The following is a 24,053-nucleotide window of genomic DNA, read 5'->3' on the forward strand; positions in this document are numbered from 1 at the left end:
TTCTACGCCACCAAAGACGCTTTGGGACGGGCAAAAATCATTCGCCCTGCCGAAGTTTGCAGCGCACTTGTGACAATGACTTGAACTTCTCCACCACCCAAATAGCTACGCCCTTCTTCTACTACGACCATCGTGCCATCGTCCAGGTAGCCGATCCCCTGAGTCGGTTCTTTGCCCTCTTTCAAAATCTTTAAGTCAATACTGTCTCCTGGCAAATAGCTAGGGCGCACTGCTTGAGTTAGGTCATTCACATTTAGAACCTGAACCTTTTGCACAGTGGCAACTTTGCTCAGATTGTAATCGGTCGTCAGCAGAGTACCGTTGATTTCTTGCGCCAGCCGTACCAGTTTGGCATCAACCGTGGGCACATCATCATAGTCAGCAGAGTTAATCACAATGCGATCAGGGTAAGATTCCCGCATCCGGTTCAAAATATCCAATCCACGCCGACCGCGCACCCTTTTTTGATCGTTGGAAGCATCCGCAACCTGCTGCAACTCCTGCAAAATAAACTGAGGTACGAGCAGTTGCCCTTCTAAAAAACCTGTTGCGAGTAAGTCTTCAATCCGACCGTCAATAATACAACTGGTATCTAGCAACTTAGTCGAAGCAGGTTTCAAGGTGCCTTCTGCAAACAGCAGAGTTTCAACCGAGTTTGGATTGATTAGCCTTAGTAATGCTCGTCCGTGAGTATCTGCCAGTGACGTGCCCGAAACCGCAAATAGGATGCTGCCAACTACCGCAAACAGCGGCTTGATAAATGAAAATTCTGGGGGGAGGGGCAGTAAAAACGTTGGAGCTAGCAGCAAATTAGCAACAAGTAAGCCAAGTACCAAGCCGATCGCCCGACTCAACAGCACATCAACAGGCATAGCGCGGACTCGACGCTCTAACCGCCGAAAACCAGTTTGAACTGCGAAACCAACAACTAACCCAAGCAGTGCTCCAAAAACAGCAATGACAAACTGGAGCGCGCCCTCGTCCGACACTTGCTGCAAGACACTAGCCGGCAGATCTTCAATGCCATAAAAGCCAATTCCCGCCCCTGACAGCATGAATGAAATAATTATGATTGCATCTAGCATAGATTCAAGTGTGTTAGAGGACGGGTCCTCATGCCAAAAGGCTCAAGGAAATGCCAAGTTGGGCTGTATTACCAATTTGCCCATGATAGATGATAGATGGAAAAGGACGGGCAACTATTCTGGCTTCGCTAACAAGCTGACATATTTCATTATACTCTCCCCATCTATTCTCTTTGGGACAAAAGTATGCTATCTGCTTATATTCATATCCCGTTCTGTCGGCGACGCTGCTACTACTGCGACTTTCCTGTATCGGTAGTGGGAGATAAGAATCCGACGACGGGAGATCGCATCAATGGCAGCAATTCCGGCACGATCGCGCGATATGTGGAGTTCCTGTGCCAAGAAATTCGGCAGCAGCCTCATGCCTCTATTCCTATCCAACCACTTAACACCATTTTCTTTGGTGGTGGAACTCCCTCCTTACTAGCAGTTGACCAAGTTGAGCAAGTTTTGCAAACGCTAGATCAGTGCTTTGGCATTGCCGCAAATGCAGAAATTTCGATGGAAGTCGATCCCGGTACATTCGATCAAGCGCAAATTTTTGGCTATCGCGCTGCCGGAGTCAATCGAGTCAGCGTTGGTGTTCAGGCATTTCAAGAAAATCTACTGAAAGCCGCTGGGCGATCGCACACCACAGAAGACATTTACAGAGCGCTGGGCTATATTCATGCTGCTGGATTCACCAACATCAGCCTGGATTTGATTTCTGGACTGCCGCATCAAACCCTAGAAGATTGGGAAACAAACTTGGAAAAGGCGATCGCCCTCGCTCCTACTCATCTCTCCTGCTACGATCTAACCGTGGAGTCAGTCACCGCCTTTGGTCGGCAATACAAGCCCGGTATCAAACCATTGCCCTCGGATGAAACTACGGCTGAAATGTATCGCACGGCGCATCGAGTCTTGACTACCGCAGGCTATAGCCACTACGAAATTTCTAACTATGCCAAACCGGGCTACCCATGTCGCCACAACCTTGTTTACTGGGGAAACCGTCCATTTTATGGATTTGGCATGGGCGCAACCAGTTACATTTCAGGCGATCGCTTTGCCCGCCCCCGAAAAACTGGGGAGTATTATGAGTGGGTGGAATTAGGGGCTAGAGATCAAGGGGGAGGGGAAAGGCAAGAGAACGGGAATCTAGATTTGCTACTGGATACGCTGATGTTGGGGCTACGCTTGCAGAAGGGATTGGCAATCGCGCCCTTGGTGGAAAGATTTGGAGAGGCAGAGATCGCGAGAGTGTGGCAGCGTTTGCAGCCTTATTGCAAAACTGGATGGGTCGCCATTGAGCCAGAAAACGCAATTGAGATGGCGGCGATCGAAAGAATCAAGCTCACCAATCCTGAAGGCTTCCTCTTTTCCAATGTTGTCCTTACAGATCTATTTGAGGAATTTGAAGAAGAGTAGGCAAGAAAACAGGGATACAGCTATTGCCTGACCCCTGATTCTTGACTCCAGATCCCTACAATAGCCCTTGCATATCGGGGTTTGCTTGAATTTCTTTTAGCACTTGCTTAATATCCTGGGTGCGGTCTTTCTTCACAATCAGTGTTACTTTCCCATCTCGCACCACGACGACATCTTCTAGACCCAGAGTAACGATGACTTCTTCTGGATCGGAGGTGTAAAGTAAAGCGCCGCTGGTATCCAAGCCGACATGGGTTGCCAGTTCCACGTTGGGCTTGTCGCTTTTCATCAGGCGATCGATCGCGTTCCAATCCCCCAAGTCATCCCAGCCAAAAGATACGGGCAAGACGTATGCCTGTTGGGTTTTCTCCATCAGGGCATAGTCAATGCTTTTCTTGGAAAGGGTGGGATAAATCGCCACGCCGCTTTCCTCTAGAGGAGACAAAATTTCGGGCGCATGGATTCGCAATTCATCCAGGGCTACGCCAGCCCGAAAGACGAACATGCCGCTGTTCCAGCTAAATTTGCCTGTTGCCAAAAATTGTTCTGCCGTGGCGCGATCAGGTTTTTCGGTAAAGCGATCAACTCGATAAGCAGCAAAACCAGCCTCCCTCGTTGCAGTATCGGCTCCATAAATACCCTGCTTTTCGCCTTGCTGAATGTAGCCATACCCTGTAGCTGGATAGGTTGGGGCAATTCCCAACGTGACGATCGCGGGTTCCTTCAGGGCAAGCTCAGCAGCAGCAGCGAGAGTGGCTCGAAATGCCGCTTCATCGGCAATCCAGTGATCCGCTGGGAAAAACCCTACGACCGCATCATCGCCATGACGACGAGCAATTTCCAGGGTACTCCAGGCAACCGCAGGGGCAGTATCTCGACCTTCGGGTTCAATCAACAGGTTGCTTTCTGGCATCTGAGGCAACTGTTCTCGCACAAGCTCTGCCAAGTGAGAGGCAGTCACCACCCAGACGGCGTCCCAACTGCCTGCCATTTCTAGTAAGCGATCGGCGGTTGACTGCAACAGGCTTTTACCGCTGCCATCTAGGCTAAGGAACTGTTTGGGGCGACTGCGACGACTGAGGGGCCAGAAGCGCTCACCTTTGCCACCTGCCAAAATTACAGGGATTAAAGCGGGGGTGCTCATGAAAATTCTCCGAACGTAGAGGATGGTTTAGCCGGGGGAGCGCGACGCGCACCACTAGTGTTCACAAGATTGCAACCATTTTCACAGCGCGATCGCAGCAATCTTCATCTCAACTTTGAACTTGCAAGCTGTTTTACATTAGGTGCATAAAGCAGTAGCAATCAACACTCTTAGAAAAATTAGAATTCAATCAGCGCAGATACTCACCAAATAAATCTGATTGCTTTCACTTTGAAGATACAGCAGCGAGGGGAATACTAGCTACATTAAGAGTCTTCGTTGAGGTCAAATTCGCGGCTCCAATCGGGGAAGTCTGCGTTGGGTAGCCGCCCATAAAGCTGAATCTGGCTGATGGCTTGCCAGGGCACTCGTTTGAGCAAACTTACCGTTAACGCTGACATTTCCACGGGATCAGGAGCAGGATCGCCTTCAAAAATGACCTGGAGGCGATCGCCCATCATTCGCAGTTTGGCATCCACTCCCATGGGTTTAAGAGATTGCAGCATCAGCGTTGTCAACTGGTTTAGCGTCGCTTCAGGGCTTGATGTCGGAGTCTCTGCGGCAGAGCTATCAGCATCGTTTGTGATTGGAACCGGCGCGCGCATTGCCTGCCTGGGATCGACCACATTTGCCGCTGGAATGTCTTCTGGCAAAATGGTCGTCAAGATTTCATCAGTTAATGAATTAATCACGGCCAAACGATTTGCCTGCTGTTCAATCGTTTTCTCAAATAAATTTCGTACCAGCCGTGCATTACCAAAGGTGCGATCGCGATTTTCATATAGCTCCATTAGCAACGTTTTCAATTTTTGATTTGCCTCTTCTGTGGGTAAAAAGTGGCTGTCTTTGGACATTTTTTTGAAGATAGCAACCAGCTCATCGGGCGTGTAATCATTGAAATAAAAGTAGCGATTGAAGCGCGATTTTAATCCAGGATTCGATTCAACAAATCGCGCCATTTCATCTGTGTATCCGGCGGCAATCACCACTAAGCGACTGCGATAATCTTCCATCCGTTTCAGCAACACATCCACCGCTTCTTGCCCAAAATCGCGCGAGCTATCTGTGGGAACAAGCGCGTAAGCCTCATCCACAAACAACACGCCGTCCAAGGCTGATGTTACTTTTTCATCTACTTTTTTGGCAGTGCCACCAATAAACTCTGCTACCATACCCGCGCGATCGGTTTCAACTAAATGCCCTTTGCTTAAAAAGCCTAGTGCTTTAAAGATTCGACCCGTTAATCGAGCAACCGTCGTTTTTCCAGTTCCTGGTGGACCAGAAAATACAGAGTGTAGAGACACTGAAGTATTTGCTAATCCGCGTTCCGTACGAACTTTTTGCACCTTCAAAAAATTGGTCAATGTGCGAATTTCTTCTTTAATATTTGTCATTCCAACCAATTGATTGAGCTCATCTAAAACCTTTTCTAGGCTTTCCGGCTCTTCCGGATCAGTCACTTTTGTCTGCGTCTCTTGTGGATTGCTAGGTGAGGTTTTTGAAGCACTTTCAGAGTTTTCGTAGGTGTGTAGGAGCTGCCAAATTGTTGCTAGTGCCCCCGCTTCTTCTAATGTGATATTCCCATCTGCCTTTACAACAGATTGAGCAAAACGGTAAAAGCTATTTACTGTTTTGTTTAGAAAATTTGTGCCCTTTTCCTCATCCATTTTTTTCAGCAGCAATGGCAAGGAAAGATTATTAGCTGTGGGCGCGTCTTTTTGCAGTTCCAATAGGATTTTTATAGCTTCCTTTTGATATTTCAGCCGGACATCCGGTAAAAACTCCCACTGATCAAAGACGGCTTTCAGCCGTTCTTTATCTTGCTTAATTAAGGCATACAGCGTGATAAAACCTAGGAGTTCATTGGCAGTAATCTCATTGTTACTTCGTCCACAAATCAACACAATTCGGGCTAAATCCGTTAGCAAAGAGCGTTCATATTCCTTGTTTATTTGCAGCAAAGGTAGAACTTCTGCATACAAGCTGTTGGCTTCTTGCTTAATCTCTCTTGTATCCATCTCCATCTCCTAAAGCAAAAAAATAATTAATTTGTGGGAATAACTGTTGCTGAAAACGCTATCAACGATGAGGTTAAATCGGTACTATTTTTTGCCAAGAAAAACTAGATTGAACCTTATGGATTAATTCCTATCTCTTCCCATAGCCGCGTTAGTTGGTAACGCCCTCAGTACGGGACAAAAAGCTTGAAAGGATGAGCAGGGTAGGGTTTCATCAGAATTACCACACTCTGGAGAAACCCTATGAGCCAATATAGCGAATTAAAGCGAGTCCTCCAAGAACAATTGAACTGGCACGGAGCGAGGATTTCATTTCTGGCATTGTTCTTGTTAGCCTTGCTGAAAGTCAAGACAGTGAACTTGAGCGAACTGTGTGTAGGCTTTGGTGGTAGGGCATTGCCCGAATCGAGCTACAAGCGATTGCAGCGATTTTTCCGAGGGTTTGCGCTCGACGAAGCTCAACTGGCTAGCGTCGTGGTGAGTTGGATGCAGATTCCGGAGGACTGGGTGTTGAGCCTGGATCGCACCACCTGGAAATTTGGCACTCAGTGGTACAACATTTTGACTTTGGGCATAGTTCATGAAGGAGTTGCCTTCCCGGTACTGTGGTGGCTGTTGGACAAGCGGGGGAATTCCAACAGTGACGAGCGGATGCGGTTAATGGAGACCTTTGCCAAACGGTTCCCCACCGCTAGAGTGAACTACTTGTGTGCCGACCGCGAGTTCATTGGGCAAGCCTGGGTGCGCTATCTTCTACTCGAACCTACCCTCGCCTTTCGCTTACGGATTCGCAGCAGTGACCAGATTGAGCATGATGGCAGGGTGCTGGCGGCGCGAGTCGTCTTTGCCCATCTGCAACCCGGTCAATCCCAACAACTCACAGGCACCTGCCGAGTCTGGGGCTACCCAGTTGCCGTTGAAGCGCTACGACTTGATGATGGGGAGTTACTCGTGGTGATTGCTCCCCTCAAGGCGCAAGATTTGGTCAAAGACTATGCCTTGCGCTGGGGAATTGAAACGCTGTTTGGTATTTTCAAAACTCGCGGGTTCTGTCTGGAATCGACGCACTTTACCGATGATAAACGGTTGAGTAAATTGTTTGCCTTGTTGACTTTAGCTTTATGTTGGGCGATGCGAACCGGGTTATGGTTGCATCAATGGCAGCCCATTAAGATTAAAAAACACGGTCGTCGCGCCAAAAGTCTGTTTCGCTTAGGGTTCGATTATTTGCGCCATTTGGTACTCAATCCATCCTTGTCCAATGAGTCCGACTTTGTGCAATCCCTACAACTTTTGTCCTGTACTTAGGGTAACGCCATGCACTGAGGGTTTCTCCCCGTGCTTCGGCACTTGCTTTCATATCGCCCAGCAGTCCCTCTTCATAGAAACGGTCTAATGTTTGCAAAGTTGCTTCGAGAGATTGCCCTTGTTGTTTAGCAGCATAGACAATTTGACGAACTCTAGCTTCTATGAGGCGGCTAAAGCAATCACTGAAGCCCCGCTGACGAAGATGGAGCAGCCGTTGCACGGCGGAGACAAAATCTTCTGAATTTAAACCTGCACAACTATGTTGATAAACTCCCCACAAAACATCTTGTTGCAGGGCGTAACGGGTTTCTTGAGTGACATCAAAGTTATCTTCCATCAGTTGCTCAATAAACGGTTGAGCCTCTTGAGCCGGAGCGATCGCTATCAGTATGCGTAGCCATGACTGATCATCCGACAGCAGCACTAGCAAGCGAAATTCGGGAGTATCTACTTGCCACGACCCAGGGGCTAATGTTTCGACCTTTTCTCCAAATAGCTGGCTCAGTTGAGTAGATAGTTCAGTTGAGATCATTGGTTTTTGAGTATATTCGCACAGTGCGATCGCTGTTACATCAAGCGAAAGGTGTAGGGATTAAATAATCAGGGTCAACACCATCAGCAAGAGCGAGTGCCAAAAATAAAAAACTCCCCTGAAAGGGGTCAGGGGAGGCAAACGTAAAGGGAAACTTTAACGAAAAAAAGCTAAGAAATCCATTCCTCAACCGCGTCTTCCTTCGTGTTAGCCCGGCGCTCTGGAGTTTCTCGATTGAATTTCATATGAATTGCTCGCATTTGCTCACCATCTGCGGCAACCGCCATGATTGGATAGTCAATTAGTCCATCCTGGAAAGACATTTGAAAACGGAAAGTGCCATCCGCGTTGAGCGAGATCGGGCGACCACCCACCGTCACCGTAGCATCTGGCTCTGTAGCTCCATACACAATCAACTCTGCGTCTGCAATCAGCCAAAATTGACGGGGACGACTGATGGGTAAAGAGGCTGAGAAGCCCACACCCGACATACCGACACCCGACATGCCGACTCCTGACATACCCACACCCGACATACCGACTCCTGACATACCCACACCAGAGGCTGTCATGCCGACACCCGACATACCGACTCCTGACATGCCAGCCCCAGACATGCCGACTCCTGACATGCCGACACCCGACATACCGACTCCTGACATACCCACACCAGAGGCTGTCATGCCGACACCCGACATGCCGACTCCTGAGATGCCAGCCCCAGACATACCCACACCAGAGGCTGTCATGCCAATGCCAGAGGCTGTCATGCCAGATCCAGACATGGTTATACCTACGCCAGACATGCCAGTTCCGGACATTGTGACTGCACCGGGGGCCGCCCATTGACCAGAGCCAGAAGCCAGCACATAAGAACTCACAGATTGCTGGATTGATCCAGCCACATGTTGAACTGATCCAGCCACATGTTGAGTTGAGCCTGGGACTTGCGCCTGTTGCATGGAGCTATAAATAGAAATCGATCCTGCAATATGATCAGCCTGCTTAACTTCGGTTAATTCAGCGATTGGCTCATAAGTAGAAACCGATGGATTAACAGTCATCCGTTTTCCTGGAGCGGTCAAAGCAGCATAGGTTTTGTCCTGCAATTCTTCTTCCCATGGAACCGTGATGAAGTAGTCTTCAATCCAATCAGATGGATAGATAGGCGGAATCCGTACGGGGGCTGAGCGCGCCAAAACTAACCAACGCCCATCGGCACAGCGATAGCCAATATCGATTACATAGTCGCGATCGCTAACGGGAATTGGCAAATACCATTCCTGCGCTAGCTCATCGCAGGGATACTCCTGAATGCTATGGGGTGCTTGAACCAGGAGACTAACATCGGTCACATCATAAATACGAAGGGCAAGTTGCTGCCCTCCTTGCTGCCGTAATTCTTGCTTGGCTGCGAAGGAAATATCCCAGTAGGTATACGCCCACTGTGGGTCACGGGGCATGAGTACAATTCGGCTGTCGCCATAGCCTTGGGGTAAATCAGGTAAGCCTTCATCAACAGATGCTAATGCTCCTCCGGTACGGTCATCTTGACCCACATTAAATTTGGCAGTTTCCACTACCTCTTGAGGTGCTCTTTCTCGTTGAGCTGCAATTGCGCCTTGTTGCTGCATTGCTTGAATTGCTTGAATTGCCGCCAATAGCTGATCTTTACGCATCCGGCTATAGCGAGAAACACCACATTCACTGGCGACTCTACGAAGTTGCCGTAGCGTCATTTCATCAATGGGAAGACGTTCTGTAGACATTGCTGATAGGGGCTCCAACTAGGCGAAAGGATAAAAACGACTTTCTATAAAAACTTATGATCTCTAACTAATGCCGGATGGCAAACCAGGTATTTTGACGCATCAGGATTAAATTGTTAAAACAATGTTGCAAGAAAGCCGAATCAGGGTCAAGGGCTAGAACAAAGAAATTTGAAGCGTTTAACGGATGCTTAAGCGATCGAGAGATCAATATGTCATGATTTTCTGACATATTGATCTCAATGGGGATCATCAATTCGATTTAAGCGGATTGAACGGCACAACTCGATATACTCAGAGGGCACAGTGTGATCTTTAACGAACGTACTCAGATGTCAGGTGGCGAACATCAAGAACAAAACCCTTTGTCGGAGATTGTGGCGTTAGGTGATGCGCCTAAGGATCGGGCTGATCACACCGATCGCAAGCAAAGTCGAATGATTAGTCGGGTGCTGTCGCCTGCTGTGAAGCTCTGGCTGCGATCGCAGCTTGACCAAGTAGAAGACCTGGAACTGGAGATTGAGGCAGGCGATCGACAGCTTTTATCTGGTTCACTGCATCAGGTGATTGCTTCCGCGAATAAAGCAATTTATCAGGGTTTACACTTCAGCCAAGTTCGAGTGACTGCACAAGCTATTCAGACCAATCTAGGGCAAGTGCTGCGGGGAAAGCCTTTTCGATTGCTCGTTCCATTTCCGGTTAGCGGCACTGTGACTCTATCAGAAGCAGATTTAAATACGTCTCTTCATGCTCCGCTATTAGGAAATGCGGTCAGCGATTTTTTGCTCGGCTTACTGCATGAAGACGAGAGAAATAATAGTTCAGGAAACACAACCAAAACTACTGAACTGCAAAATATTCAGGTCAATCTGCAACAAGGCGGATTAATCTTCAATGCAACGCTGATGCAGGATGGTCAGCCGTATCCGCTAATGGTGCAAACGCAGCTAGTAATTGAAAGGGGCAATCATTTGCGGCTGGATCAGTTCCGTTGCCAGTTAGAAGGGGGAATGGAGCCAAGTTCACTAGCCGATTTGCCAACCAGTTTTACATTTGATCTTGGCTCAGAGGTTTGCTTGGAAGAGTTAACAATTTATCCGGAGAAAATAGTATGCCGAGGGCGAATTACTGTTATTCCGGCTTGACCTAAAGAATTAAGGTGCGTTGAGCTTAGTCGCGACGCACCCTACAGCAATTCCCAGCTTAAGCCCCTAACCACCGGGCGGCATCTTTGGCGTGATAGGTGAGGATGAGGTCGGCTCCGGCGCGTTTAAAACTGGTGAGGGTTTCTAAAACGACGCGCTGTTCGTCAATCCAGCCGTTGAGGGCAGCGGCTTTAATCATGGCGTATTCACCTGAAACGTTGTAAGCGGCAACCGGCAGATTAGAAGCTTCTTTCACACGCCAAATGATATCCATGTAAGACAGGGCAGGCTTAACCATTAGCATGTCTGCGCCTTCAGCAATATCCAATTCAATTTCTTTGAGGGCTTCGCGTGCGTTACCTGGGTCCATTTGATAGGTGCGGCGATCGCCAAATTGAGGCGTAGAATCTGCCGCATCCCGGAACGGACCATAGTACGCCGAAGCATATTTTGCCGCATAGGACATAATCGGCGTATCTTGAAAGCCTGCTGCATCCAGCCCTTCACGCACAGCCTGAACAAAGCCATCCATCATGCCGGAGGGAGCAATAATATCTGCGCCTGCTTTTGCTTGAGAAACAGCAGTTTTTTTCAGGAGTTCTAAGGTGGGGTCGTTGAGTACCCGCCCTGTTAAGTCGCCCACTTCCAAATAGCCGCAGTGTCCATGGGCAGTATATTCACACAAGCAGGTATCTGCAATCACGATCAGGTCAGGAACCGCTTCCTTAACCGCAGTGGCTGCTTTTTGCACAATGCCGCAATCATGCCAAGCACCCGTGGCATCGTCATCTTTGTCGGCGGGAATGCCAAATAAAATGATACCGGGAATGCCCAAGTCATACACTTCCTTGGCTTCTTCAACAATTTTGTCTACCGAAAGCTGAAAGACTCCCGGCATAGATTTCACTTCTTTGGCGATCGCCTCACCTGGGACTGCAAACAGCGGATAGATAAAGTCGCTGGTCGTTAGTACTGTTTCACGCACCATGCGACGAAGCTGAGGATGGCTACGAAGACGACGAGGACGATGAACTGGAAACATAATTAAACAAAGGATGCATCAGTTCTTAAAAGTCTAAAACGTTCTGCTGCGGAACCATTGATCCCTTACGTTACGTTGTGTTGCAGCCGAGGAAAGTACGGAGTGCGGAGCCACGAAGTGCGGAGTACAGAGTGCAGCGAATAGGGCAGAGTACAAACGACAGATGGAGAAAGGCTTTCATCTAACTCCGAACCCCGAACTCCGAACCCCGAACTCCTAACCTAGCTGCTTCAGGCTGAGAATAAACAGTGTAAAGATGCTGAAGGAACCCGTTGCAAACATCAGCGATCGCCCTGGGACAAAATTTAGAACATAAAAGAGCGGATAGAAAGTGCGGGCGATGACAAAGGCGATCGCAGCCCACGCCGCACTGGGAGAGGTCACCTGAGTCATATATGTCATCAGCGCTGCTGCCGTAAATAACATAAAGGCTTCAAAGGCATTTTGATGGGCCCAGGTTGCCCGTTGAGCATAGATCGGCAATTTATCAACTAGCGCACGAGGAGTTTCAAAAGCCTGAAACCCAACTTGAACGCGACCAGCAGCGACCAGGAAAAAGGGCAAATAAATCAATGCGGCCGCTGCAACAATGCCATAAAGCAATGCAGCAGGCGTAGAAATTGGAAGCTGAGGAAGAGTCATAGTTCTATGCAAATTAGTAGCAACACTTCTAGCGTACTGGCAGATAGAGGATGTTGAGATACGACAACACTATCCACCACTAACCGGAGGAATGAGAACCACTTCATCGCCTGATTGCAAAACGGTTTCAGGTGGGACAAATTGCAAATTTACGCCAAATCGCGTGACCTCCTGCCACTGAGCCAGTTGAGGATGGGCGGCAATCAAGCGATCGCGCACCGCTTCGACCCTCGTGCCTGTAGGCAACTCAAGCTTCAAGTCAGACACTCCACAAACCTCTTGATATGCCGCAAATAGCTTGACTGTGACCGCAATGGTGGAATCAGACATAGGAGTGAAAGGACAGCGAAATTCCAATTTTAAGAGGAGTATACAGGTGGAGCAAAACTCGAAACATATTTTGCTGAGAATCTATCTAAAGAGTGACTAGCATGACTCACCCTTTGCAAGGGTTTGGCGCTAGAGTATCAGAGCCGCCGTCTGTATTAGAGGAAAGGTAAATGCTAGAGCTATACCAATTTGAGATGTCTCATTATGTCGAAAAAATTCGCCTAATTCTGGACTACAAAGGATTGGAGTATCGCAAAATTAATGTCACTCCTGGGATGGGTCAGTTGGATCTGATGCAAAAGTCAGGGCAACGGCAAGTACCTGTGCTAAAAGACGGCAATGAAGTTATCGCAGATTCCACTGCAATCGCAGAATATTTAGACAAACACTATCCCGACAAACCGATTATTCCTCACGATCCGAAGCTACGCGGATTGTGCTTGATGATGGAGCAATGGGCAGATGAATCCATCGGGTTGAATGCTCGTAAATGCCTGATTGGTTCCCTAGGGCAAGATCAAAGCTTCCGCACAGCCGCCCTTCCCTCTAATACGCCTGATTTCCTCAAAAATTTGGTAAGTTCAGTCCCCAATGATTTATTTAGCTTTCTTGGTTTTGGCGTAGGTCTTGGTCCCGATACCATTAAAGCGGCTCATGATGCCATGAAGCGTGACCTTGCCGCTTTGTGCTTCATCCTGCTAGACCAACCCTATCTAGTGACTGATCACCCAACCCTGGCAGATTTTGCCGTTGCTGGGTTAACAATGTATGTCAAATTTCCTGAAGGTAACTATCTCAACATTCCTGAGGCTCTTAAGGGTAAAGGAGTAACAGGTATCGCTGACATTGGCACCTTTAAACCATTTTTTGATTGGCGCGATAAACTCTATTCCGACTATCGGAAACCACTGATTGGGATGGCTTCTAGTGGAGCGCGCCCAACATCGATCAATATCGATTAGGGAAGTCGAGAGTCAGGAGCGGACAGCGATAACTGTTGCTTTGTATGTCGCACCATTGCTCAACTTTTTATTGCTTCAATTCTAAATTCTGCATGTAACATGCATTCCATAAAGCCTGACAACTGGGGGTTATGGTATGGCAGCGCAACAACACAGAAACGCGATTGGGTTAATCTTTGGAGGCGCGATCGCGGGGTCGTTGCTCGTGATTCCATCAAGCATTGCTCAGCAGGCATTACCGCCGCCGCCATCGGTGCCCAATCTGGTTCCCTTGCCTTCCTTGCAGCCTGTCAATCCTATGCCGGGAATGATGGGCGCACCGCAGGAAGCTATTTTTCAAGCACCTGCTCAAGCTCAGAGCACTGCTCCAAGCTATCAAGTGTTGGTGAATGGAGATAGCCCTTACTTATTGCAACAAATTCAGCGCGTGGATGCTGCTTCTTTTGTGCGGGAATATCAAGGGAAAAGAGTGGTTCAGGCAGGCGTATTTAGTACCGCACCAGAAGCTCAACAGCGTGTAGCGGTTTTAAATCAGCAGGGAATTGGTGCTCAAGTAGTGACAGCAACAGTAGGCTTCCCAAGCCAGGTAATGCCCACAACTTACCCCAATGCCTATCCTAATTCAGCCATGGGCATGAATCCTAACGCTATGAATGCCGATTTGCCAAGGGTTCCTTTTTATCAAGTGGTCGTTCCCACGCCTCCATCCAACTACGGCATGATTACAAACAAAATGATGACAATGGGAGTTCGCCCAGAGGCAATTCAAACTAAGCGATCGCCCAATGGTCCTCACGTTGCGGTTGGACCCTTTACCCAACAGGGAGAAGCAGAAAGCGTGAGTAGCTATCTCCGCAGTGGCGGTATGGATGCACGAGTGTTTTATTCGAGATGATGCGGCAGTCTCTTTCTCAGCGGCAGCAGGCGATTCAGCAGATCGTGGTTACGGCTGAGGAAATGCGGCAGGTGGAAAAGCGCATTTTTGCAGCCGGAATGCCTGTGGCAGCACTGATGGAAAAGGTTGCGATCGCGATCGTGCATCGGATTGCCGACCTGTATCCCGATCTAACAGTGCAAATTGGGGTATTGGTTGGGTCGGGGCATAATGGCGGCGATGGGTTAGTCGTAGCACGGGAGCTAAACTTTCGCGGTTACTCCGTTTCGATTTACCGCTCTTCAACCGAGCTAAAGGAATTAACTGGATGTCATGCAAACTACTGCCAACGCTTAGGAATTCCTTTTGTTGATCAGGTTGGTGCCCTGCAAGACTGTGACCTGCTGATTGATGCATTTTTTGGCGTCGGGTTAGATCGAGAGCTATCGACCGATCTTGCTGCAATAATCAATCAAGTCAATACTTGGATGAAACCTGTTATCAGCATTGATGTCCCGTCAGGATTGCATACCGATACAGGGCAGGCTTTAGGAACCGCGATTCAAGCGACTCATACCTTATGTTTAGGCTTGTGGAAACAGGGTTTGCTGCAAGATCATGCGCTCAAGTTTGTCGGCAAGGCAGAACTGATTGATTTTGATTTGCCCCTAGCGGATGTGTGGGCAATAGTGGGTGAGTTGCCCAAAGTGCAGCGGATTACAGCAGACAGCGCGATCGCTCATCTTCCTCTACATCGCTCTGCTACGGCCCACAAGTACACAATGGGGCACCTGCTGCTGATCTGTGGCTCCCGGCGGTATGCTGGTGCGGCGATTTTGGCGGGATTGGGTGCGCGTGCCAGTGGGGTCGGGATGCTATCCATTGCAGTGCCTGAATCAATTAAGCCGATTTTGACTGCACAGCTACCGGAAGCGCTGATTATAGGCTGTCCCGAAACGGAATCGGGTGCAATCGCTCACCTCCCTCTAGATGATCTAGAGAACTATAAGGCGATTGCCTGTGGTCCCGGTTTAACCAGCGACGCGGGTGCTATCGTGCAGCGCGTATTGGACAGCGATCGCCCTTTACTGCTCGATGCCGATGGGCTAAATTATCTTGCCAGTATAGGCACAGTGCCCACCTTGCAGCGGCGATCAACAGTAACCGTTCTTACCCCCCACTGGGGAGAATTCAAACGCCTGTTTCCCGATCTTGTGTTTCCCGATCTTTCTGAAAACCCAACCTGTCGGATTACACCCACTCAGCAAGCCAGCACCCAAACCGGGGCGATCGTCTTGCTCAAAGGTGCTCGCACCATTATTTCCAACACTCACACCACCTGGATCAATCCCGACAGCACTTCAGCTCTTGCTCGCGGTGGCAGTGGCGATGTTTTCACGGGCTTGCTCGGCGGACTTTTAGCCCAGCACTTCGCCCAGACTTCCATGCTCCAACGGCTGCAACGGCTACAGCTATCAGAAATTTTACAAAGAGAAGATCATCCAACTCCAGTCCCTGACAATCAACCTCTGACACCCGTAACCTGTCTTGTACAAGCCGCGACATGGTGGCACGCCCAAGCCGGAATTTTGGCAGCTCAAGAGCGTACAGAACTAGGCGTGGATGCATACACCTTGACCCAATACCTCTCAAAAATTTGGCAGAAGCGCTAATATCGGGCGATCGCGGGTAGTTGTTGTACCCTAAATCATTTGCAATATCAGAGCGGAGTTTAGAATTCAATCAGGACTTCAGGCTACAACTCAAGACATTTGTTATTGGGGCGCTGAGTGACAGGCACATACGCAAACTCCCACATCAGAATTACATCAATTGTGATGTTCCTCTTCTACTGATGGCGTTGTAGAAGGCATCACCAACACTTTATCTACCCGCGTTCCGTCCATATCCATAACCTCAAATCGGAACCCGGCAGCCTCAAAGAAGTTTCCTGATGTGGGCACCCGTCCCAAAACCGCCATCACAAATCCACCCAGCGTATGGTAGTGTTCATCTTCTTCGTGGGGTAGCATCTCTTGCTCCAACAGGTCTTTCAATGGCTCGATTGGCAGCAAACCATCTAGCAGCCAAGAACCATCTTCTCGACGAATGATTTGAGGTTCCTCTTCATCTTCTGCCGACGGTAACTCGCCTACGATCGCTTCAACTAAATCATTTAGTGTTACTAACCCTTCGATGCCGCCATATTCATCAGTAATCAATGCAATATGGGTACCTGACTCTTGGAAAATTTCTAGCACTTTCAGAGCGCGGCTGTTTTCCGGAATGTAAAGGGGCGATCGCAATAAGGTTCTTAGATCGACAGGTGCCTGTGCCAATTGCAAAGACAGAATATCGCGCGCTCTAACAATACCCAGACAACTATCAAGAGTTCCCTGCGCAACGGGAAAACGAGAGTAGGTATTTTCTAGAATCTCTTGCTGATTTTCTTCCCAGGGTGCCTCAACATCGAGCCATGAGATTGCAGTGCGAGGAGTCATTAAGGTTTTGATTGCGCGATCGCCTAAGCGAAACACCCGCGACACCATCTCCTGCTCCGATTCCTCAAACATCCCAGCCTCAGTGCCTTGCTCAATCAGCACTTTAATTTCTTCTTCCGTTACAGCAGGTTCATCTGAGGCCTGAATATCTAGCAGCTTCAACAACCCCTCCGTTGAGACACTCAGCAAGTGCACCACTGGAGCCGCAAAAATAGACAGTGATCGCATAGGACCTGCCACGGTGCAAGCAAGTTTTTCGGGATTGTTGAGCGCAATCCGTTTGGGCACCAGTTCGCCGATGACCAACGACAAGTAGGTGATAACAGTCACCACAGCAAGAATGCTAAGAGGTTTGCTGTAAAGTGCGAGGGGAGGAATGGTCCTAAAAACTTCTTCCAACCGTTGAGCAATCGTTGCTCCGGCGACGGTACCGCTAAGAATACCAATTAAGGTGATTCCAATTTGAACTGTGGAAAGAAAATTATTGGGAGAGCTTGCCAGCTTCAGTGCCAGACGCGCCCTTTTGTCGCCTTGTTTGACCATCTGCTCTAACCGGACTTTACGGGCGGAAAGAATCGCAAGTTCCGATCCCGAAAAAATACCGTTGGCGATCGTCAGCGCAATAATGAGAACAATCTCGATGGCAACAGAAGACATACTGGAAAGACTTTTACTCCAAAGACTACATTCTACGCTCTCCAGCATAGGACTTCTGTTTACCTATTACCGCATATTTTTAGATGCGTAGGAAAAAAGCAGTTTCTTTCTACGCTTTTTTACCCTATGCTCAAGACGATTTTCCGGGTTCCAGGTTGATAAACGGCAACGCTCCATTGCCACCCATCACCTGCGGAAACTTGCCATCCCACTTGTCGATCGCCTGTTTTTGCAGCAGTTCTGGAGTTAATGTTTCTCGTAATAATCTTTGGGCTTCTGCCTGTCCCTTTGCTCGATTGACATTTGCTTCTGCTTCTTGCTCCGCTTCTTGAGCAATGTAAACCGCCCGTTGGGCACGTTGTTCGGCAATTTGTTTTTCTTCTACCGCTTTAGAAAACTCAGTTGAAAAAGTGAGATCGACAACGCTGGTGTCTAGCACAATAATGCCGTATTTTTGCAGTCGCTCCCCCAAGGCAACATCAAAGTCTTGCTTCAATTCGTCTCGCTTGGTGATGGCTTCTTCCACGGTGCGTCGTGCCGCAGCGACTTTGAAGGATTCCTGGGTTTGAGGCGCAATAATTTTTGAAACGATATTTTGCAGTGACCCCTGGGTGCGGCGAATATTGACAACCTGCACCGGATCAAGTCGAAAGTTAATGGCAAAACTAGCGGTCAACTGCTGCAAATCCTTAGTAGAGCTTTGAGCCGGAACTTCAAACTTTTGCACCGTCAGGTCGTACATATCCACCCGTGAAATCAGAGGTGGCTTGAGATGAATGCCTTCTAGCAAAACCCCGTCTCTTGCTTTGCCCAAAATACTGAGCACTCCCGCTTCACCTGGGTTGATGACTACATAAGCACTTAGCCCGATCAACAAGGCGATCGCCGCCAGAAAAAGCAGCGCGGTTGTCTGCCAGTTTGTTTGACTTTTCATACTAGATCTTCATTACCACATTGCCCGAATGCACTTTCTTAGTGTAGACTTCATTTCGCCACCGTAGCTCTGATAGCGGGTTGGAATATAGCCGCTCTGCTGGATGGGGCGGTTGTAGGAAGATTCGATATAGGGAATCCGCACCCCAATGTAAGATCGTCCGTCAACGCCTAGGATAGTGTTTATCCCATTCGATAGCTCGACTTTGTCCCCATTTGCTAAATTACCCAGCGCGTTTCCTGATGCGGCTCTATTGTTAAACGGAATAAATCCATCGGCAACGATTACGCGGCAGTTTTGGTTGCGTTGAGCCAGCTTGCCATCCACTTGCGATCGCGCAGGTTTCGCAGTACTACTGTCATCAGCAGTAACAGATGAAGATGAGGGATTCACCGCGATCGCTGGAAAAAGGTTGCTCAAAGCAGTGATCACGCCTAAACATGTCGCCACGATCAAATGCCTTTCCATTCTTGATCTTGTCATAATCACCAGCAAATTAGAACTTCTACGAAGATAGGCGATTCATTCTGCAACAGCCGAAATTTGTGGAAATTGCTTAACACGCGACAGTTCAACCTTAAAGCTAGAAGAAAGTGAGCATTGCGATCGCTTGTTACACAGGAGCGATCGCCCGATTCCGTTTCAATCAGCTTCATATAGTTCCAGCGGCAAGTCATCTGGATCTTTGAAGAATGTAAAGCGCCTTCCAGTCAATTCATCCAACCGAATTGGTTCTACCGAAATGCCTTTTGCCAATAGGTCAGCCACCGATGCGTCTAAATTTGCTACAGCAAACGAAAGATGACGCAAACCGCAAGCTTCGGGACTATTGACGCGCTCAGGCGGATCAGGAAAGGAAAAAAGCTCAATTTGAGCGTTGCTAGCCTGCAAATCTAGCTTGTAGGAATTTCGTGCTGTTCGATAAGTTTCTTGAATGATCGAAAAACCGAGTAGCTCGACGTAAAAATGCTTGGAGCGATCGTAGTCTGAGCAAATGATCGCAACGTGATGAATGCCAAGGAAGTTCATGAAGGCAGTAGGAAGACTTTGGTGTAAGTTGGAGCAAATAGGGGAGTTTTGAGTTGCTTGTATTCTCTGCTCCTCATTTCTCGCCATTCGCTAAATAACTGAAAGAATCATGCCTTCCTGGGCAAGCACACTGTTAGGAAAAACAGATTCTACTTGGGATGCAACCTTGTCTAAAAAGTCGTCAGAGTGGCTAGGATCGTGATGAAAGACGACCAATTTTTTCACGCCTGCCGCTTTTGCCATCTTTACCCCTTCTTGCCAAGTCGAGTGACCCCAGCCAATTTTAGAAGTTTTTAAATCGTGATACTCTTCGTCTGTGTAGCAGGCATCATAAATCAGGATGTCGGCATTGCGAGCAAGATGCAACAGATTTTCATCCAGGCGATCGGCGAAGTGTTCCGTGTCAGTTGCATAGACAACAGTGCGTCCTTGCCAGGTAAGGCGATAGCCCATAGCGCTATTGGGATGGTTGAGCGGACCTGTTTCAATGGTGATGTCACCCAACTGCATCGTGTCGCCCGCAAACAAGTCATAAAACTTTAGGTCAGACTGCATCACCTGCATCGGCACCGGAAAATTAGGGTGCAGCATTTGGTCGTGGAGTCGCTGCTTCATGCTGGCTCCATTTGGCGCGATCGCCCCATAAATATGAAAGCAGTTTCCTTTCGCAAACGCGGGCACAAAGAACGGGAAACCTTGAATATGATCCCAATGGGAATGGGTGAAAAACATATAAGCTTCAACAGGCATCTCAGACAGCAAAGATTTGCCTAGCACTCGTAACCCTGTGCCACCATCAAAAATTAGGCGTTTTCCACCAATCCGCATCTCAACACAAGACGTGTTACCGCCATAGCGGACGGTTTCACTTCCGGGTGACGGAATGCTGCCCCGCACACCCCAAAACTGAACCACAAAATCCGTTGCTGGGCTGTTTTCATCAATGCTGTTGGTTTTTTCCTCCAAGGTGGAGGCTGACTCAAGCTCTGACATTATCAATTACTGGTAAGGTTTCAAGAAGGTCTTTGTACCGATGCACTTGCCGCAAATGATTTTGCTCATCCACTAAAACGACAGTCGGGGAAAAAGTTTTCAACTCCTCAGCCGTGAGTTGAGCGTAGGTCATGATAATTAAGCGATCGCCCGGAACGCCGAGCCGAGCCGCTGCACCATTTAATTGAATCTCACCAGAGCCTGCAGGCGCTGAGATGGCATATGTAATCAACCGTTCACCATTAGAAACGTTCACTACCTGTACCTGCTCATAAGGTAGAATACCCGCTGCACTTAATAAAATCTCATCAACACTGATACTGCCGATATAGCTTAAGTTGGCAGCGGTTAATACACACTGATGAATTTTCGATAATAAAAACGTGCGTTGCATATTTAATCTTCTTCTCTTTGAAGAAGTAAAAAAGCGGATGTATTCAATTAGCTTGACTTAATTAAACAACGGATATTTCCCATTTTGCCTATGGAATAGGTAAGACCGCAGCTATAGCCCCCCATGTCAGCAATGAATCGTTACAGAAAGGAGGCTTAGAATAACTAAGCCTCAGCATCTCTCACTTACAGTCAGAACTTGCTTAGCGGTATGCCTTGATGCATTGTTCTACTAAAGGCAGAACTTGATCCGCATCTTTCCAGCCTAAAATTTCGGTCACTTTTTTCTCTAGATTTTTGTAAGTTCTAAAGAATTCAGCAATTTCGTCTAGGCGGTGAGAAGCCACATCTGCAAGGGTTTTAACTTGGGCATAGCGCGGATCTTTGTCGGGAACACACAAAATCTTTTCATCGCGATCGCCCCCGTCAATCATTTCCAGCATTCCAATTGGGCGTGCAGCAATCACACAGCCTGGAAAGGTGGGTTGATCCATCATCACCATGCCATCCAGCGGATCGCCATCATCACCCAGGGTATTGGGAATGAAGCCGTAATCAAGAGGATACTGGACTGAGGCGAAAAGGACGCGATCGAGGGCAAAGGCGTTGATATCCTTATCAAACTCATATTTATTCTTACTACCACCCGGAATCTCAATCAGGATATTTAGCAAACCGGGTTTAGGTTGGGCAGGAATACGCGAAAGATCCACAAACAATCTCCAAACTAGCAACGTCTAGCATTATCCCATTCCCTACCGCTTCACCCCAATAGATGCCGTTAGCGGTAAAAATGTCTCCACCCATTCGGCTCGGCTAACGACCAATGTGGGGTAGGCACGGCGACTATAGTTAACGCCAGTTTGCAAAGGAAAGATGGTTTCTGGTTCTAGGGGTGTCCAGGCGGCACCAGCGGCTTGGGCGATCGCCCAGACTGCGGCAATATCCCAAATTTTTGGCGTCGCTTCCACGCCAGCGAGAGTCCACCCGGCTGCCACCGTCAAAAAACTATAGGTTGACACACCCAACATCCGAATTTTGCAGGGATTGGGCTGCTGCAATACTGAAAGGCTACGGGCGCAAAGGTTGAAAAAGTGGTTGGAACTAGGAGCATCAGGACTGGTATGGATCAGGCGATCGTTCATAAAAGCGCCTGTGGGCATTTCTAAGCCCGAGTCACCACGCCAGTAGCCATGAAATGACTGCCGCAGAGGCGGAAAGTGGACATAGCCAAAAACAGGCGTGCCTTTGTACACTAGCCCAAATGAAATCCCCCACAGCGGCAGACCTCTAGCGAAATTAGTGGTGCCATCCAGCGGATCGATAATCCAGCACCACTCGGTTTCTGGAAAAATATGCTCGGTTTCTTCACTAACCACGCCATGATCAGGAAAAGCCTGGGCGATCGCGTTCCTCAGTTCCTCATCTGCCCACCGATCCGATTGCGTGACTAAGCTGCCGTCAGCTTTTTCTTGCGCCTGCGCTTGCCCAAAATCTTGTAGCAGGCGATCTCCGACTCGATGAGTGGTAGCTTTAGCAAAATCCAGAATTTGAGCCCAAAAATCAGACATAGGGAAAGTAATAGATTAGGGTTGCTCAACTACATTGTCAGAAAAACTAACCTTCAGGTCTTTCCAGATAGATAGCGTAGAAAGACATAACCTATTCCCGCATCTCCAAAGTTGGATCCATATCGAGCGATCGCAGTTTTTTAGTTAGTCGTTAGACGATCAGAAAATCAGTCACCAGCTAAATTAATCCATTTCACCCTGAAAGACGGTGGCGATCGCTTGTTTTGCGTTTGCCTGAAACTCCGCCACATTCACCCGGCTGAGCAAATAGACTGCCAAGATCATGCCGCAGGCTTGCACCGCAAACACTAAGGAATAAGCAAACATGGGCACAGTAAACAGTCTGTTGCCCAAATCAAGCACCGTGCCGCCTGCCACTGTTGCTAAAGCCCGCGCCATTGCCTGAGCCAAACCCCACGCGCCAATAAAGGTGCCAGCGGTTTCAGCCGCCGTCAAATCCAGCATCAGGCTGAGGGCACCCGTAGTGACCACGCCAGAACACAAGCCGAAGAGAAATACGCCTGTTTTTAGCACCGTTTGATTAGCGGTAAATCCTGCCAGGATAAGCAAGATGAAGCAACCTGCAACCAATAAACAGCCGAGCTTAGCAGTATTTTTTTTACCAATTCGGGGTGTAATCAAAAAGCCTGTAGTGCTGATGCCGATTAAGGTGCCCGTTCCCCAAAAGGCATTGAGCAGCGTGGTTTTAGAAAACTCCATGTTGAACACTTTCGCGCCGTAGGGTTCCAAAATAGCATCCTGCATGAACAGACTAATGGTCATAACCAGCAGAAAGGTGAAGAAAATTCCGGTTTGGCGGCTAGCAGTTAATACGTGCAAGGCTTGCCCAAAGGTGATTTTGTCTTCGCGATCGCTAATGGTAGACCGCAGCCGATAGAGCGAATATTTCTTTTCCATGCCTGCGGTTGCCACCACCGCTAACCCCACCACGATCGCTGGCACAATCACAAACACCCGATTAATTGAAGCTTGCATCACCTCTATAGGCGTATCGTTAGTCACTTGCCTCAGCAGCACACTAATCAAAATTGCTCCAATCACAATCCCGACCATCAACATCGACCAAACCACGCCCACCAGCTTGGAACGATTACCCTCATCCGACACATCCACTAGCAACGCTGCAAAGGGAGTCGATCCAGCGCTTAATGCCAAGCCATAAATAGCAAAGGTCAATCCTAAAAGGCCTGTCCAGCCGTAGAATTCGCCAGAGTCAGGAGCCGCGCTCCCCAGTTGCCACATTACCTGCAGCGCTAAAAACGACACCACCGCAAATATCATCGTACCGATCCAGATATAGCCCGTGCGATGGTGTCCCAACAGCGGTTTACTGTCGGAGCGTTGCCCAAACCAAACCCGCGCGGGTGCCACAAACTGGTGCATGGCGATCGCCCCCGCCGCGATCGTGGCAGGTATCGCCAAGTTGCCAATCATCACCCGGTTCATGACTCCCAATGCCAACACCGACATCATGCCCAATCCCAGTTGGTACAGACCCAACCGAAACATCGTTAGCAGGGTAATGGTGGACACAGGAGCCGACTCGCTAGACGACAGGTGTGAACCGGACAGATTGCTACTTGCCATACTTCTTCTAAACCAGATTGGATATTGCCACCATTTTCTAGATTAAAAGGAATTGGAAGGGTCGAACCGGGAAGTCGCAGAATACACTAGAAGTGTGAAGAAA

The 24,053-nt window shown here is 48.5% G+C and carries 24 protein-coding genes; 6 read left to right on the plus strand and 18 right to left on the minus strand.

What is annotated here, in order from left to right:
* Positions 1-2: 2 nt before the first annotated feature.
* A complete protein-coding gene (locus tag JOY44_RS00490; protein WP_171571855.1) occupies positions 3-1,085 on the minus strand; it encodes a PIN/TRAM domain-containing protein in 1,083 nt (360 codons plus the stop codon).
* A 186-nt stretch (positions 1,086-1,271) separates the two neighbouring features.
* On the opposite strand from JOY44_RS00490, the gene hemW reads away from it, so the two are divergent.
* Positions 1,272-2,498, plus strand: a complete 1,227-nt coding sequence (gene hemW, locus JOY44_RS00495) for a radical SAM family heme chaperone HemW (protein ID WP_171571856.1) — start codon at positions 1,272-1,274, stop codon at positions 2,496-2,498.
* Positions 2,499-2,553: 55 nt separating this feature from the next.
* Here the strand turns inward: hemW and JOY44_RS00500 are convergent, their stop codons facing one another.
* Both JOY44_RS00500 and JOY44_RS00505 read right to left on the minus strand, forming a co-directional pair.
* Positions 2,554-3,642 carry a mannose-1-phosphate guanylyltransferase gene (locus JOY44_RS00500; protein ID WP_171571857.1) on the minus strand — a complete coding sequence of 363 codons (1,089 nt, stop codon included), beginning with the start codon at positions 3,640-3,642 and terminating at the stop codon, positions 2,554-2,556.
* Positions 3,643-3,908: 266 nt separating this feature from the next.
* Positions 3,909-5,660 (minus strand): AAA family ATPase, encoded by a 1,752-nt coding sequence (locus tag JOY44_RS00505; RefSeq protein ID WP_197984848.1) that lies wholly within the window; start codon positions 5,658-5,660, stop codon positions 3,909-3,911.
* A gap of 243 nt (positions 5,661-5,903) precedes the next feature.
* Between JOY44_RS00505 and JOY44_RS00510 the strand changes: the two genes are divergently transcribed.
* The gene (locus tag JOY44_RS00510) at positions 5,904-6,968 is read left to right on the plus strand and encodes an IS4 family transposase (RefSeq protein ID WP_171571858.1); all 1,065 of its coding nucleotides are present in this window, start codon (positions 5,904-5,906) and stop codon (positions 6,966-6,968) included.
* Here JOY44_RS00510 and JOY44_RS00515 read toward each other — a convergent pair.
* Positions 6,904-7,500 carry a hypothetical protein gene (locus tag JOY44_RS00515; protein ID WP_197984849.1) on the minus strand — a complete coding sequence of 199 codons (597 nt, stop codon included), beginning with the start codon at positions 7,498-7,500 and terminating at the stop codon, positions 6,904-6,906. The two genes, JOY44_RS00510 and JOY44_RS00515, sit on opposite strands and share 65 nt — an antisense overlap.
* Positions 7,501-7,670: 170 nt before the next feature.
* Complete coding sequence (locus JOY44_RS00520; RefSeq protein WP_171571859.1) at positions 7,671-9,269, minus strand: DUF4912 domain-containing protein; 1,599 nt, start codon at positions 9,267-9,269, stop codon at positions 7,671-7,673.
* Positions 9,270-9,577: 308 nt separating this feature from the next.
* On the opposite strand from JOY44_RS00520, the gene JOY44_RS00525 reads away from it, so the two are divergent.
* A complete protein-coding gene (locus tag JOY44_RS00525) occupies positions 9,578-10,414 on the plus strand; it encodes a DUF2993 domain-containing protein (RefSeq protein WP_171571860.1) in 837 nt (278 codons plus the stop codon).
* A 58-nt stretch (positions 10,415-10,472) separates the two neighbouring features.
* Here the strand turns inward: JOY44_RS00525 and hemB are convergent, their stop codons facing one another.
* From hemB to JOY44_RS00540, 3 genes are all read right to left on the minus strand, one after another.
* Entirely contained in the window at positions 10,473-11,456 is a 984-nt protein-coding gene (gene hemB, locus JOY44_RS00530) for a porphobilinogen synthase (RefSeq protein ID WP_171571861.1), read from the minus strand.
* 216 nt (positions 11,457-11,672) lie between these two features.
* On the minus strand, positions 11,673-12,098 hold the full coding sequence (locus tag JOY44_RS00535) for an MAPEG family protein (protein ID WP_171571862.1): 426 nt from the start codon (positions 12,096-12,098) through the stop codon (positions 11,673-11,675).
* Between the two features lie 69 nt (positions 12,099-12,167).
* Entirely contained in the window at positions 12,168-12,428 is a 261-nt protein-coding gene (locus JOY44_RS00540; RefSeq protein ID WP_171571863.1) for a MoaD/ThiS family protein, read from the minus strand.
* A 170-nt stretch (positions 12,429-12,598) separates the two neighbouring features.
* Between JOY44_RS00540 and JOY44_RS00545 the strand changes: the two genes are divergently transcribed.
* From JOY44_RS00545 to JOY44_RS00555, 3 genes are all read left to right on the plus strand, one after another.
* Positions 12,599-13,390 (plus strand): glutathione S-transferase family protein, encoded by a 792-nt coding sequence (locus JOY44_RS00545; protein WP_171571864.1) that lies wholly within the window; start codon positions 12,599-12,601, stop codon positions 13,388-13,390.
* Positions 13,391-13,526: 136 nt separating this feature from the next.
* On the plus strand, positions 13,527-14,285 hold the full coding sequence (locus tag JOY44_RS00550; RefSeq protein WP_171571865.1) for a hypothetical protein: 759 nt from the start codon (positions 13,527-13,529) through the stop codon (positions 14,283-14,285).
* A complete protein-coding gene (locus tag JOY44_RS00555) occupies positions 14,282-15,937 on the plus strand; it encodes an NAD(P)H-hydrate dehydratase (protein ID WP_197984850.1) in 1,656 nt (551 codons plus the stop codon). The genes JOY44_RS00550 and JOY44_RS00555 overlap by 4 nt, the downstream gene beginning before the upstream one ends.
* A gap of 156 nt (positions 15,938-16,093) precedes the next feature.
* On the opposite strand, the gene JOY44_RS00560 is transcribed toward JOY44_RS00555, so the two are convergent.
* The 10 genes from JOY44_RS00560 to JOY44_RS00605 all read right to left on the minus strand — a co-directional run bounded on the left by JOY44_RS00560 (position 16,094) and on the right by JOY44_RS00605 (position 23,950).
* The gene (locus tag JOY44_RS00560) at positions 16,094-17,422 is read right to left on the minus strand and encodes a hemolysin family protein (protein ID WP_171573619.1); all 1,329 of its coding nucleotides are present in this window, start codon (positions 17,420-17,422) and stop codon (positions 16,094-16,096) included.
* Between the two features lie 130 nt (positions 17,423-17,552).
* Positions 17,553-18,356 carry a prohibitin family protein gene (locus JOY44_RS00565; protein WP_171571866.1) on the minus strand — a complete coding sequence of 268 codons (804 nt, stop codon included), beginning with the start codon at positions 18,354-18,356 and terminating at the stop codon, positions 17,553-17,555.
* 12 nt (positions 18,357-18,368) lie between these two features.
* Complete coding sequence (locus JOY44_RS00570; protein WP_171571867.1) at positions 18,369-18,806, minus strand: hypothetical protein; 438 nt, start codon at positions 18,804-18,806, stop codon at positions 18,369-18,371.
* Positions 18,807-18,841: 35 nt separating this feature from the next.
* Entirely contained in the window at positions 18,842-19,012 is a 171-nt protein-coding gene (locus tag JOY44_RS00575) for a hypothetical protein (RefSeq protein ID WP_203031904.1), read from the minus strand.
* Positions 18,999-19,385 carry a VOC family protein gene (locus tag JOY44_RS00580; protein ID WP_171573620.1) on the minus strand — a complete coding sequence of 129 codons (387 nt, stop codon included), beginning with the start codon at positions 19,383-19,385 and terminating at the stop codon, positions 18,999-19,001. Before JOY44_RS00580 ends, JOY44_RS00575 begins: the two co-directional genes overlap by 14 nt.
* 90 nt (positions 19,386-19,475) lie before the next feature.
* Positions 19,476-20,378 (minus strand): MBL fold metallo-hydrolase, encoded by a 903-nt coding sequence (locus JOY44_RS00585; RefSeq protein ID WP_171571868.1) that lies wholly within the window; start codon positions 20,376-20,378, stop codon positions 19,476-19,478.
* Complete coding sequence (gene panD / locus JOY44_RS00590; protein ID WP_171571869.1) at positions 20,365-20,772, minus strand: aspartate 1-decarboxylase; 408 nt, start codon at positions 20,770-20,772, stop codon at positions 20,365-20,367. Before panD ends, JOY44_RS00585 begins: the two co-directional genes overlap by 14 nt.
* Before the next feature lie 202 nt (positions 20,773-20,974).
* A complete protein-coding gene (locus JOY44_RS00595) occupies positions 20,975-21,484 on the minus strand; it encodes an inorganic diphosphatase (RefSeq protein ID WP_171571870.1) in 510 nt (169 codons plus the stop codon).
* Positions 21,485-21,526: 42 nt separating this feature from the next.
* Positions 21,527-22,342 carry an inositol monophosphatase family protein gene (locus tag JOY44_RS00600; protein ID WP_171571871.1) on the minus strand — a complete coding sequence of 272 codons (816 nt, stop codon included), beginning with the start codon at positions 22,340-22,342 and terminating at the stop codon, positions 21,527-21,529.
* Positions 22,343-22,525: 183 nt separating this feature from the next.
* Positions 22,526-23,950 (minus strand): BCD family MFS transporter, encoded by a 1,425-nt coding sequence (locus tag JOY44_RS00605; RefSeq protein ID WP_171571872.1) that lies wholly within the window; start codon positions 23,948-23,950, stop codon positions 22,526-22,528.
* Positions 23,951-24,053: the final 103 nt, after the last annotated feature.

The sequence above is a fragment of the Leptolyngbya sp. Cla-17 genome (assembly GCF_016807185.1).
In the GTDB taxonomy this organism is placed as follows: domain Bacteria; phylum Cyanobacteriota; class Cyanobacteriia; order Leptolyngbyales; family Leptolyngbyaceae; genus ULC077BIN1.

Coding starts and splice junctions, on each gene's coding strand:
- JOY44_RS00490 (WP_171571855.1), bottom strand. CDS start 1,085: ATGCTAGATGCAATCATAATTATTTCATTCATGCTGTCAGGGGCGGGA.
- hemW (WP_171571856.1), top strand. CDS start 1,272: ATGCTATCTGCTTATATTCATATCCCGTTCTGTCGGCGACGCTGCTAC.
- JOY44_RS00500 (WP_171571857.1), bottom strand. CDS start 3,642: ATGAGCACCCCCGCTTTAATCCCTGTAATTTTGGCAGGTGGCAAAGGT.
- JOY44_RS00505 (WP_197984848.1), bottom strand. CDS start 5,660: ATGGATACAAGAGAGATTAAGCAAGAAGCCAACAGCTTGTATGCAGAA.
- JOY44_RS00510 (WP_171571858.1), top strand. CDS start 5,904: ATGAGCCAATATAGCGAATTAAAGCGAGTCCTCCAAGAACAATTGAAC.
- JOY44_RS00515 (WP_197984849.1), bottom strand. CDS start 7,500: ATGATCTCAACTGAACTATCTACTCAACTGAGCCAGCTATTTGGAGAA.
- JOY44_RS00520 (WP_171571859.1), bottom strand. CDS start 9,269: ATGTCTACAGAACGTCTTCCCATTGATGAAATGACGCTACGGCAACTT.
- hemB (WP_171571861.1), bottom strand. CDS start 11,456: ATGTTTCCAGTTCATCGTCCTCGTCGTCTTCGTAGCCATCCTCAGCTT.
- JOY44_RS00535 (WP_171571862.1), bottom strand. CDS start 12,098: ATGACTCTTCCTCAGCTTCCAATTTCTACGCCTGCTGCATTGCTTTAT.
- JOY44_RS00540 (WP_171571863.1), bottom strand. CDS start 12,428: ATGTCTGATTCCACCATTGCGGTCACAGTCAAGCTATTTGCGGCATAT.
- JOY44_RS00545 (WP_171571864.1), top strand. CDS start 12,599: ATGCTAGAGCTATACCAATTTGAGATGTCTCATTATGTCGAAAAAATT.
- JOY44_RS00550 (WP_171571865.1), top strand. CDS start 13,527: ATGGCAGCGCAACAACACAGAAACGCGATTGGGTTAATCTTTGGAGGC.
- JOY44_RS00555 (WP_197984850.1), top strand. CDS start 14,282: ATGATGCGGCAGTCTCTTTCTCAGCGGCAGCAGGCGATTCAGCAGATC.
- JOY44_RS00560 (WP_171573619.1), bottom strand. CDS start 17,422: ATGTCTTCTGTTGCCATCGAGATTGTTCTCATTATTGCGCTGACGATC.
- JOY44_RS00565 (WP_171571866.1), bottom strand. CDS start 18,356: ATGAAAAGTCAAACAAACTGGCAGACAACCGCGCTGCTTTTTCTGGCG.
- JOY44_RS00575 (WP_203031904.1), bottom strand. CDS start 19,012: ATGAAGCTGATTGAAACGGAATCGGGCGATCGCTCCTGTGTAACAAGC.
- JOY44_RS00580 (WP_171573620.1), bottom strand. CDS start 19,385: ATGAACTTCCTTGGCATTCATCACGTTGCGATCATTTGCTCAGACTAC.
- JOY44_RS00585 (WP_171571868.1), bottom strand. CDS start 20,378: ATGTCAGAGCTTGAGTCAGCCTCCACCTTGGAGGAAAAAACCAACAGC.
- panD (WP_171571869.1), bottom strand. CDS start 20,772: ATGCAACGCACGTTTTTATTATCGAAAATTCATCAGTGTGTATTAACC.
- JOY44_RS00600 (WP_171571871.1), bottom strand. CDS start 22,342: ATGTCTGATTTTTGGGCTCAAATTCTGGATTTTGCTAAAGCTACCACT.
- JOY44_RS00605 (WP_171571872.1), bottom strand. CDS start 23,950: ATGGCAAGTAGCAATCTGTCCGGTTCACACCTGTCGTCTAGCGAGTCG.